The organism is Coleofasciculus sp. LEGE 07092 (assembly GCF_015207375.1).
GTDB lineage: Bacteria > Cyanobacteriota > Cyanobacteriia > Cyanobacteriales > Coleofasciculaceae > LEGE-07092.
The window spans coordinates 44,670-55,626 of the sequence record NZ_JADEWY010000026.1; the positions used below are offsets into that span (position 1 = coordinate 44,670).

At 46.7% G+C, this 10,957-nt stretch carries 10 protein-coding genes and 1 tRNA gene; 5 read left to right on the top strand and 6 right to left on the bottom strand.

Going from position 1 to position 10,957, the window contains the following annotated elements; translation table 11 throughout:
* Window positions 1–227 precede the first annotated feature (227 nt).
* Window positions 228–548, bottom strand: coding sequence for a DUF3155 domain-containing protein (locus tag IQ257_RS08805; protein ID WP_193876552.1), 321 nt, complete (start codon window positions 546–548; stop codon window positions 228–230).
* A 431-nt stretch (window positions 549–979) separates the two neighbouring features.
* Between IQ257_RS08805 and IQ257_RS08810 the strand changes: the two genes are divergently transcribed.
* Together IQ257_RS08810 and IQ257_RS08815 are read left to right on the top strand one after the other, a co-directional pair.
* The gene (locus IQ257_RS08810; protein WP_322744256.1) at window positions 980–2,482 is read left to right on the top strand and encodes an ATP-binding protein; all 1,503 of its coding nucleotides are present in this window, start codon (window positions 980–982) and stop codon (window positions 2,480–2,482) included.
* 136 nt (window positions 2,483–2,618) lie between these two features.
* Complete coding sequence (locus tag IQ257_RS08815; protein WP_193881479.1) at window positions 2,619–3,620, top strand: glycosyltransferase; 1,002 nt, start codon at window positions 2,619–2,621, stop codon at window positions 3,618–3,620.
* A gap of 123 nt (window positions 3,621–3,743) precedes the next feature.
* Here the strand turns inward: IQ257_RS08815 and IQ257_RS08820 are convergent, their stop codons facing one another.
* Window positions 3,744–4,988, bottom strand: coding sequence for a tetratricopeptide repeat protein (locus IQ257_RS08820; RefSeq protein ID WP_193881482.1), 1,245 nt, complete (start codon window positions 4,986–4,988; stop codon window positions 3,744–3,746).
* Window positions 4,989–5,248: 260 nt separating this feature from the next.
* On the opposite strand from IQ257_RS08820, the gene IQ257_RS08825 reads away from it, so the two are divergent.
* A complete protein-coding gene (locus IQ257_RS08825; protein WP_193881491.1) occupies window positions 5,249–6,481 on the top strand; it encodes an esterase-like activity of phytase family protein in 1,233 nt (410 codons plus the stop codon).
* Between the two features lie 62 nt (window positions 6,482–6,543).
* Complete coding sequence (locus IQ257_RS08830; RefSeq protein ID WP_193881485.1) at window positions 6,544–7,167, top strand: Uma2 family endonuclease; 624 nt, start codon at window positions 6,544–6,546, stop codon at window positions 7,165–7,167.
* 80 nt (window positions 7,168–7,247) lie between these two features.
* Here IQ257_RS08830 and recR read toward each other — a convergent pair whose 3' ends face one another.
* The 4 genes from recR to trxA form a co-directional block, all read right to left on the bottom strand.
* Complete coding sequence (gene recR, locus IQ257_RS08835; protein WP_228060548.1) at window positions 7,248–7,901, bottom strand: recombination mediator RecR; 654 nt, start codon at window positions 7,899–7,901, stop codon at window positions 7,248–7,250.
* A 120-nt stretch (window positions 7,902–8,021) separates the two neighbouring features.
* Window positions 8,022–8,093 (bottom strand) — tRNA-Thr (locus IQ257_RS08840).
* Between the two features lie 156 nt (window positions 8,094–8,249).
* Window positions 8,250–9,413 (bottom strand): cysteine desulfurase family protein, encoded by a 1,164-nt coding sequence (locus tag IQ257_RS08845; protein WP_193881487.1) that lies wholly within the window; start codon window positions 9,411–9,413, stop codon window positions 8,250–8,252.
* Between the two features lie 280 nt (window positions 9,414–9,693).
* On the bottom strand, window positions 9,694–10,011 hold the full coding sequence (trxA, locus tag IQ257_RS08850; protein WP_193881489.1) for a thioredoxin: 318 nt from the start codon (window positions 10,009–10,011) through the stop codon (window positions 9,694–9,696).
* A 163-nt stretch (window positions 10,012–10,174) separates the two neighbouring features.
* Here trxA and fabG point away from each other — a divergent pair, with 163 nt between their 5' ends.
* Window positions 10,175–10,939 (top strand): 3-oxoacyl-[acyl-carrier-protein] reductase, encoded by a 765-nt coding sequence (fabG, locus tag IQ257_RS08855; RefSeq protein ID WP_193881495.1) that lies wholly within the window; start codon window positions 10,175–10,177, stop codon window positions 10,937–10,939.
* Window positions 10,940–10,957 lie beyond the last annotated feature (18 nt).

Genomic DNA, 10,957 nt, shown 5'->3' on the forward strand with positions numbered 1-10,957 from the left:
TGAGTCAAATCTTGCAGCACTGACAATGAACCCCAAGATACTGTAAGGTGGGCAAAAGTAACTAAAGATAGCCTAAGCATTTCAGCCTTAGAAATTTTGCCCACCCTACCTAAAATCGGCGGCTCCTCCACTCCCCCACATAGCATTTAGGCAATCCATCGCCCCCTTGCGGGAGTGAGATGAATTGCCTATATCTATAAAAAGCGCCTGTCAGTAAGTTCAGCTATCTATAAGCGGCTACCAGCAGCGACTGCAGTCTTTTCCCCAGGAGAGTCAAGTATCCGCAGACTCGGGAAAAGAAAATGATTTTCTTCGACATATTGAGCTCCAAATAAACCTTTCTCTGCCCAGAAATAACGGTCTGTGGTATGCTCATTTCGCTTAACTAGCAGCAAAGCAGGTGGAATAATTCCTGCTGATTGAATATACTTCCGTGCTGCTGTCACCGGTTTATCTTCACCGCTCTCTATATTATACTGAGGCACGTGCTCCAGGATCTTGCGCCCCTCTTGGCGGCGGCGACTCTTGCGCTTGCGTCTTCTTGCCAACCTCTTTACCTCCTCTTTCTGCTGACAGTTGTAATGATAGTTACAAAAGCCGTCGTAAGTATATCGGCTTGACTCCAAAATATCAACTTATTTTCAGGGTTTGTTACACAGTTCTAAAGTGCCTCAAAGGTAAACACAAAAGTAATTTCCCCACTTGATAAGTCCAGATTTTGCAACACAAACTTTTAATTAACTTAACATAAATTCATAAAAGATACCAGCCGCTTTTAACTCATTCTATGGCTTGAAATGGATGCTCTGAAAGCATTTCATCGAAAATTGTTGAAGCAAACTCACCTATCTTACCGTAAACTTTGGTAAAGTCGTCTCATTCTCACGGTACAGGTTGATTGACAAGCTCAATAATTGAAGACACCTGCATCATGGTCAGTTTTGTAACAATTCCGACATTATAGTAGAAAGAAGCCATTGTGGTTTCCCAGCAAGAATCCTGTCCTGCATTAAACGTTTTCATGTTCACTCCTGCTAGCTCGGAATTTGTAGCCCTGTGTCAGTCGCAGGTGACAGTACTCACCCAAGGTTTAGGAGCTGCCTTGAGTGCTGTGTATTTAACCACCGAAGAACTGGTAGAGGGAGCGCAACCCAAACTAATTCCGATTGTGGTACATCCTGAAGCCGCTAGTGTGTGGGAAGAAGATGAGAGTGATTTGGTGCTACCCGAACAAATGGGTAACATTGACACCCTACCCCGATTGTCGAAACCAGTTCCCCGACTGCTTCCTCAGATATCTGCAAATAAACCCGAGGTGGATTCAACGTCAGCGGAGTGGGATGGTGATCCATTAGATCGCCGACAGCGCCAAATGGTTTTGCCCCTCATGCATGAAGGTGTGGTGATGGGGGTGCTAGTGACAGCTCGTGAAGACCGACCGTGGAACGAGAGAGAACAGACAACCATTGAACGCATTGCTCGGACCCTAACGATCGCTTACCTTCTAGAGCGTCGGCGAGTATGGTATGAGCAGCAGTTCACTCAAACTAAAAACCTGCAAGCACGACAACGAGATGTCCTTGACGATATCTTGCATCAATTTCGTAACCCCCTAACTGCCTTGCGGACATTCGGCAAGTTGCTGATCAAGCGCCTGTTACCTGAAGATAACAACCGTGAAGTTGCCTCTAGTATCGTGCGAGAGAGCGATCGCCTGCAAGAGTTGCTGCAAGAGTTTGACGAATGTCTGGACATGACTCAAACCGATATAGAGCCACTGGCACTCCCCCCGGAAGCGACGGCTGAAGCTACCCCAGTCCCCGTTGAAGCCAGAAAAATGCCTCTAACCCCTGACTTAGAACACTCACGAGAAGATAGTCCCCATCGAGCAGAAACAACCCAGTCAGGATTACCCCTCCTGGCTGGCAAAAGCTTAAATATAGAGTCCTTTTCCATCAACGATGTTTTAGAACCCCTGCTTTTGTCTGCCACAGCGATCGCTCAAGAACGGGATCTAGAATTGCACATCTCAATCCCTACTGATTTACCCCCCGTGCGCGGCAATGCTAGAGGGTTACGGGAAGTTTTGAATAATTTAATCGAGAACGCCCTCAAATACACGCCAGCAGGCGGACAGATTGATATCCAAGTCAGTATCGGCAGACAAATCACTGATACTGAAAGGATAGCGATCGCGATTAGCGACACCGGTCCTGGTATTGCGCCCCAAGACTTAGAACATCTGTTTGAGCGACATTATCGGGGAGTTCAAGCATTCACGAGCATTCCCGGTAGTGGTTTGGGTTTGGCAATTGCCAAAGAACTCATCGAACAAATGCACGGTGAAATCAAAGTGCTGAGTCCCGCCCAATCAACCTGGATTCAACAAAATAGGCAAATAGCAATGGGTACTCTTGACAGTAACTCCACCAAGGGAACAACCTTTATCGTCTCGTTAGCGATCGCAGAAACAAACAGTTAAGAATGATAGGTAAGGACAAAGGAAACATTATACTCCTTGCAAATGTCCAGTTTTAATCACCACTCCCAACTCCCCACTCCCAACTCCCCACTCCCCACTCCCCATTCCCGTAACAAGTCTATTTAGGAGAGTTATATTGAGAAAACTTTACTTCCTAGTCCCCGGAACAGTTGGTCAATTCGCCTGTGGTGGTTTATGGGCAGAGCTAAAAACACTCAATCTTGCCAAACAAGTCTGTAGTGCTGATGTCGTGACGTACCGCCACCGAGAAAAGGACACTCTGTTTCTCAATGACCTGCTCAAAACTAAAAATTTAGATGATGTTATTTTTGTGATTAGCTGGGGATTCGATATTCCCAAACTGGTTGCTAAACTAAAGCCCTATAATGTTGTTTACCACGCCCATAGCGCAGGCTATCGATTCAATCTGCCTGCCAGTATTCCTATTATTACAGTGAGTCGAAATACTATGGGATACTGGGGACAAAAATCACCCCATTCCCTTATTTATCATTTACCCAATCAAATTTCTGATGACTTTAAAAATTTAAAGTGTGAACGAGATATTGATGTTTTAGTTCAAAATCGAAAATCGTCGGAGTATTTAATTCAGGAATTGATTCCAGCATTACAAAACCATTGTAACGTTAGAGTTATTGATTCTTATGTAGATGATTTGCCAGGACTCTTCAATCGGGCTCAGGTTTATCTCTACGATTCCGCAGAGTACTGGGCGCAACAGAGAGTTAGTGAGGGGTTTGGTTTGCAACCGATGGAAGCCATTGCCTGTGGTTGTCAAGTTTTTTCTAGCGTCAATGGTGGACTCTCTGATTACTTAGACCCCGGATTTAATTGCTATAAAATTGCTGGATATTCAAAAGAGTATGATATTCAACGCATCTTGAAAGTGCTTGACAATTCAGCATTTTTGACAATAACTGAAGAGTGTATTGCAGAGTATCGGGCTGAGACTATTGTTAAACGGTTGCAAGTCATTTTGGATGATATCAACAACTTCTTTAACCACAAAAAACAGTGTCCATTCCCTATCAAAAGCTTAACGAATATACGGCTTACAAAATTAAGAGTGAAGAGTATAGTCAGCAAGGTAAGGAAGAGATATTTAAATGGAAGTTAGTCATGATAGCAAAACTACCACCGGGCAGGCAAAATTCCTACCCTACAAAGAAAATCTTTATACTGTAAATTGTGGAATGGGCGGGACGCCCATCCTGAAAAAAGGGCTAAAAAAGAATTAAATTCACTGTAAAGTTTGCTGATTCACTCGCTCAATTTGACGAGCAAAATGAGTTTCGCGGTACTTCAAAGATTGGGCGAGTTCCAATCCTTTTTGAAAGGATGCTAAGGCTTTGGCATAGTTTTCTTGATTCAGATAAATCTGACCCATTTGGTCGTAAGTATTCATCAAACCATAGAAATCGTAGGAATACTGGTCTACGGTGATTAGAGTTTCGTAAACTTGTAGGGCGTACTCCGGCTGATCATCAGCTACATAGAGTAATGCTAGTTTTTCTAAAGCATCGCTGGCATAGGCAAACTGTTGGACAGACCAAGCTAGGGCATAGGCTTCTTGATAACTTTGAGATGCTTCATCGACTCGATCTAGCACTTCATAGTCGGCACCAATGGAGATTTTTAATGCAGGTATCTGAATGTAGTTTTGCTGGTTGATGTAACTTTCTATCAGTCTTTCTTTCATCCGCAGAGCATTCTCTGGTTCCTTAGCTTGGTTGTAGACATTAATTAACTCCTGTAGGTACTCAACTTCAGCAACCCGATCGCGCCGCGCCTGAGCCATTGTTAGCAGTTCCTCATAGGTGGCGGCAGCTTTCGGGTAGTCGAACCAAGCCAAGTGCAATTGAGCGATCGTGTTAAGGGTTTCTTCTTGGGCTGTGGTGTCGCCCTGCTGACGCGCATCTGCTAGAATTTGCTCGTAGACTGCCAGGGCTTGTCCTGGAACGCGCATTTGTCGGTAAGCTTCACCCAACGCATTTAAAAGGGGCTGATCAAGAGTTCCCTGGGTCTGTTCTTCCTGCTGAATGGTTTCCAGGCGTGCTGTAATAAGCTGTACCTCTGGCTTATAATTTTTGCTCCAAGCAATTTCCCCAACACGCCCCAAGGCTTTCACTTCTCCAATTGAACCTTCTAGTACTCGCCGCAGTCGAATTTCTCGATACCAGATGTCAAAGGCTGTTTCCCGATTGCCAGCTCTGAGTTCGGCTGCGGCTTGAGCGTTGAGTTCATCTAAATCTTCCCTTAGATTACGGCGTTCTAAGGGGCTTAGGGGGCGCTCGACTGGCGGGTTGGGTAGCAGGGGATCAGAGGTGGCATCTAGTTCTAGGGGATTGGGTTTATCCGTTTCATTGGATTGTGCCAGTGCTACAGCATTGAAGCACAGCAAGAGTGCGGTAGTCCAAAATGCTACCTGTCCCCATCTCAGAAGTTTGGGTTGTTTGAAATGCACAGCTTCCTGAATTGATTTCATTACAAATTTCAATAGTAGTTTAGGTAGTATTCAGACCCAAATTGACGATTGAATTCGCTTCAAAGTTTCTGTTATCTGGGGCGGAAGAGGGATTTAGGGTGAGGGCAAAGGACTTTTGTCAGTCAATCAGCCTTCCCCATTGAACTTGCACCGATTAGGATAGGCAAGATATCTATTCCACAAGAGTTTTAACAGCAACAATAATGCAAACTAGAGGTGGAACAGCTTACCGACCCAAACTCGACCCCTCTACAGAACTCATGACTCAACTGATAAATCCTAACCGCTCCAGGTTACAAGCATCTCGCCTGTTATTTTCCCTATTATTGGTTGCTGCGATCGCTTTTTTAACGTTTCTGACTACTAGCTGTGGCTCCTCCCAAGCCAGAACCGCAGAACAGCGCACCTTTCTCGACCTTTCCCTCAATTTCTTGGGGGAGTACCAGTTACCCAAGATGACATTCGAGGATACGCAGGTTGGGGGATTGTCGGCGTTGAGTTATGACCGAAAAAGCGATCGCTTCTTGGCTCTTTCTGATGACCGCTCATCGTTAGCCCCGGCTCGATTTTACACGCTCAAGCTTTCCATCGACCACCGGGATACTGGAGAAATTGGCATTGAAAATGTAGAGGTTGAAAACGTTACTTTTCTTAAAAACGAGAATGGCGAAACCTATACAAAAGGAAGCATTGACCCGGAAGGCATTGCCCTATCACCGAGGGGAACAGTATTTGTCTCTAGTGAAGGGGTTCCCAGTCAGGAAATTACGCCCTTTATCCGGGAGTTTGACCGCCAAACTGGACAGCAGCAGGAAAGCTTAAGAATTCCTGAGCGGTATCTGCCCAATGATACTACGCAGGAGGAACAACCGCCTCGTGGAATTCAGGAGAACTTGGGCTTCGAGTCCTTGACCTTTGAACCTCTCAGCTTGGCAGCAGCGAGTGGTGATCCTTTTCGTTTGTTTACCGCTACGGAATCAGCCCTATTTCAAGATAGCTTGCCACCGGATTCTGAAAACGTTCCCCGCCTTCGTTTGATGCACTATTTAATTGGCAATATCGCGCCGCCGACGCTAGTTGCCGAACATCTTTACTTACTGAATCCAGCTCCCAAGGGTGCGATTGATAATGGGTTAACTGAATTAGTTACCTTAGATACGGAGGGGCGCTTTCTCAGTTTAGAGCGCAGCTATGGTTTATTTGGTGCTGGTGCCAAGATTTTTCAAGTTGTGATGAGTGGAGCAACAGATACGTCTAATATTGCTAGTCTCAAGGGTGACATTTCTAGAGTTGATCCGGTGAAGAAAAAGTTGCTATTGGATTTAAGTGAACTGGGTATTTATCTAGATAACCTGGAGGGTATGACCCTCGGACCTCGCCTGCCGGATGGCAGTCAGAGTTTAGTGTTAGTTAGCGATAATAATTTTAGCAACGCTCAGGTGACACAGTTTTTGTTGTTTAGTTTAAAGGCGGGAAACTCACAAAGCAACTGAAGCAATAACTTGATCACCCCTCAGTGCTACGATAAAGAGCAAAAGTAGCAGGCAGTAACTTCATGTCTGTCTCCACTCCATCCAACGCACCAAACTTTAGACAAACTCCAACTGTACCAACCGAACCCGTTTGGCGCTTCAGTGTTGCTCAGTACCACCAGATGATTCGCTCTGGTATCTTAACCGAAGACGATCCAGTGGAACTGCTCGAAGGGTGGATAATTTACAAAATGCCCAAAAATCCCCCCCACCGTGCCGCGACAAAACTGACTCGAAATGCGTTGGAAGACATTGTGCCTTTAGGGTGGTACGTCGATGCCCAAGAACCCATTACTCTAGACAATAGTGAGCCAGAGCCGGATGTTGTCATTGTTCGAGGCAATACTCGTGATTATCTTGATCGCCATCCCGGTTCGCAAGATATAGCCTTGGTTGTTGAAATTGCAGACTCTACCCTAGAGCGCGATCGCACCTTTAAAAAACGCATCTATGCCCGTGCAGGCATTCAGGTTTATTGGATCATAAACCTTCCTGAACAACAACTAGAAGTTTATACAGAACCTATCGAGTTAGCTTCAGAACCAACCTATCAGCAGTGCCAAAATTACAGCCTATCGGATGAAGTTGCGGTTGTCATTGAAGGACGTGAAGTGAGTCGCTTAAATGTGCGGGACTTATTGCCCTAAACCCAAAGGAGCGATCGCCTTCATATAGCGTTTCCTCGTGTCGTGAGGTACACTAAGTTTTCCTCCCAACTCCCCACTCCTTAATCCAACTCTCGCCGTCCTTCCAATGCCCGTGCTAATGTCACCTCATCGGCGTATTCCAAATCGCCACCCATGGGTAAACCAAAAGCAATTCGAGTCACTTTCGTAAAAGGCTTCAGCAATTGACCGATATACAGAGTTGTTGTCTCACCTTCGACACTGGGGCTAATCGCTAAAATAACCTCCCCAGTCTTATTTTGGCTAACTCGGCGCACCAGAGATTCAATATGCAGTTGATCCGGTCCTATCCCCTCCATAGGAGAGATGACGCCGCCGAGAACGTGATACTTACCGCGATACTCGCGGGTTTTTTCCAGGGCAATCACATCGCGGGAGTCGGCGACGACACAGATCGTGCTATTGTCTCGATTGGTGTTGCGGCAGATTTCGCAAACTGGTTCAGCAGACAGATGAAAGCAAACCTGACACAAGCCTACTTGCCGTTTAGCTTCAATTAAGGCTTGTGCGAGGGCTTTGACTTCTTCCTCTGAGCGTTTGAGGATATGCAGCGCCAGTCGTTGGGCTGTTTTAGGACCAACTCCGGGTAAGCGTTGCAGTTGCTCAATCAGACGAGCTAGGGGGCGTGTGTATACCGTGATTTTTCTCCCAGTCTGTGTGCCTTGATCATTTATAATACCTGGCTTAAGTGACAGCTCCGACACTGTACTCGAAGAGTCAGTGTCGGCTTCGGAGCCTATCCATCCCGACACCAAGCCGAGTACCGCTATGGTGTCGCGCTTTCGGCGAAGAAAGCTAAAAAAGGTAGTCTAACAAGCTGGTGACAAGATTTGAACTTGCGACCGGCTGATTACAAATCAGCTGCTCTACCACTGAGCTACACCAGCAACTATCAATTAGCATAGCAAATCGTAGCAGTAACTGTCCCAACTCGTACGGGGGGATAAAGGAGCAAGGTTGTAGGGGCAGGTTTGATAGATCACCTTTCGGGAGAAACATAGATAACGTTACTAAACCTGCCTTTTTTAGGAAAGTTTCCTCAATCAAACTCCCGATAATACCCGTTCCGGCATTAACCTCCCCAACACCTGCTTCAGCACCATCGCCGTCCAATCCACATCTGCCTCCGTCGTCTCCCGCCCTAATGTCAGACGAATCCCCCCTAACGCTTCCGACTCGCCATAACCCATGGCTAACAAAATCGGACTAGGACTCAGCTTCCCACTGTGGCAAGCTGAACCCGCACTAATCCCAATCCCTGCCAGATTTAACTGCCGGACTAACGTCTTACCCGTGACTCTCTTTCCACTCGCAATCACGCAAAAACTGACATGATGAGGCAAACGGTGTAACCGAGAACCCGTAGGCTTTAAGTAAGGTGTATCTGCCAACAAGTCAAATAAGCGATCGCGTAATCCCATTAACCGAGGCGTCTCCACTGCCATCTCTGCCGCCGCCAATTCCGCCGCCACACCAAATCCCGCGATCGCTGGCACTGCCTGTGTCCCTGATCGCAGTCGCAATTCTTGCCCCCCACCGGACAGCAGGGACACCAACTCCACACCCGGACGAACATATAGCGCCCCCGCCCCTTGAGGTCCGTAAATTTTATGACTCGATACCGAAAGCAAGTCCACAGGCAACTGCCGCACATCAATCGGTAAGCGTCCCGCAACCTGTACTGCATCCGTATGGAACAAGACACCCCGTTCCCGCACTATCTGACCCAACGCCTGAATCGGTTGTAGCGTACCCACTTCGCTTTGACCGTAGATCACTGACACCAACACCGTATTCGGTTGCAACGCATCCTCTAAGTCACAGAGACTTATTTGTCCCTGACTATTCACAGGCAACCGTGTCACCTGCCACCCCCAGGTTTCCAATAACCGCACAGGTTCGGCAACGGCAGAATGCTCTATACTAGAAATAACAATATGATGGGGTAATTTGTACCCTTGCGCTACTCCCATCACTGCCAGATTATCTGCCTCTGTACCACCCGACGTAAAAATTACAGACTCGGCTGGGGCGTTAATCAACGCCGCTACCTGCATTCTCGCCTGTTCCACAACGGTTGCCGAACGCTGTCCCCACTCATGCAGACTGGAAGGATTTCCCCACGAGGAGGTGAGAACCTCTTGCAGGGTAGCAATAACTTCTGGGCGAGGCGGTGTAGTTGCACTGTAATCAAGATAAACTTGCATAATTAATCAGGCTGAATCAAAACCGGAATAGGGAAGTTGTACTTTCAGAATTTGACATCTCCCCTCTTTGAAAAGAAGGGATTCTAAGTGGCTACTTTTCTGGCTATATTTGCTGCACCATTGCAGTCAGTATTAATCAGCCACCCTAATGATGTTCTGTACAATCAACGTTTTACCCTTTCACCTAGCTGTAGCATATCGTTTTAGGGTTCAGTCGAGGGGCAGTATTACCTCTAGCCCCTCTCCGCTAGATCCGGTCGCTTTTTTCTTTTAAAACCCTTTAAAGCAACATTTGCAACCGCTGGATGAGTCGATCGGCAGATAGGGCTCCCTCCAGGCGCTCCATGGGTTGACCATTCTTGAAAAGAACCAGGGTTGGTAAGGCTTGAATCTGATACTGAGATGCAAGCTGGGGATATTTATCGGTGTCAATTTTTACCACTTGCAGGCGACCCTTGAGCTGATTACCCACTTGCTCGAGAATAGGAGCCATCATTTGACACGGACCACACCATGTCGCGTAAAAATCAACCAACACGGGTAAATCAGAGCCAGAGATTAACTCTTGAAAGCTGGAGAACTGCTTTTTAACTGCCATAAAAATAACACTGGTTAGTTCGTTTTGCTCGATTCTAGTGCAAAATGCTTAGAGCTGACCTCATACCCAAGTTACCAATAGAGCTGTTACTGCCTTTAGAGCAGATAATCTCTGTGATTTGATAATGACTGGCTATTCGCAAACCATTGAAAGAGGATGTTTTATGGACGTATTGCAGATACCTCGAGATCGCTTAAGCGATCGCGTTGCCATCGTTACCGGAGCTTCGCGAGGCATTGGTCGTGCTATTGCCTTAGCACTGGCAGCAGAAGGAGCCAAGGTGGTTGTTAATTACGCTAGTTCTAGTGGTGCCGCCGAACAGGTAGTCGCGGCAATCACGGATGCTGGGGGAAATGCGATCGCATCTCAGGCAGATGTCTCTAAATTAGAACAAGTCGAAGCCCTGGTTAATCAAACCTTGGAACATTTTGGGCGAATTGACGTGCTGGTGAACAATGCAGGTATAACTCGTGATACTCTGCTGTTGCGGATGAAACCTGAGGATTGGCAGGCAGTCATTGACCTAAACCTAACTGGCGTATTTTTATGCACTAGAGCCGCTAGTAAGGTGATGCTCAAGCAAAAGTCAGGTCGCATTATCAATATTGCTTCCGTAGCAGGACAGATGGGCAATCCCGGTCAGGCAAATTACAGTGCGGCTAAAGCAGGGGTAATCGGGTTTACCAAAACGGTGGCAAAGGAGTTGGCGTCTCGAGGCATTACCGTCAATGCTGTAGCACCGGGATTTATTGAAACAGATATGACCAGCGATCTCAAGTCCGATGACATTGTTAAGTATATTCCTTTGGGTCGTTACGGTAAGCCAGAGGACATTGCTGGAATGGTGCGATTTTTGGCAGCAGATGAAGCGGCAGCTTACATTACTGGGCAGGTGTTTAATGTGGATGGAGGAATGGTGATGGCTTGATAGGAGAGATGGGGGAGC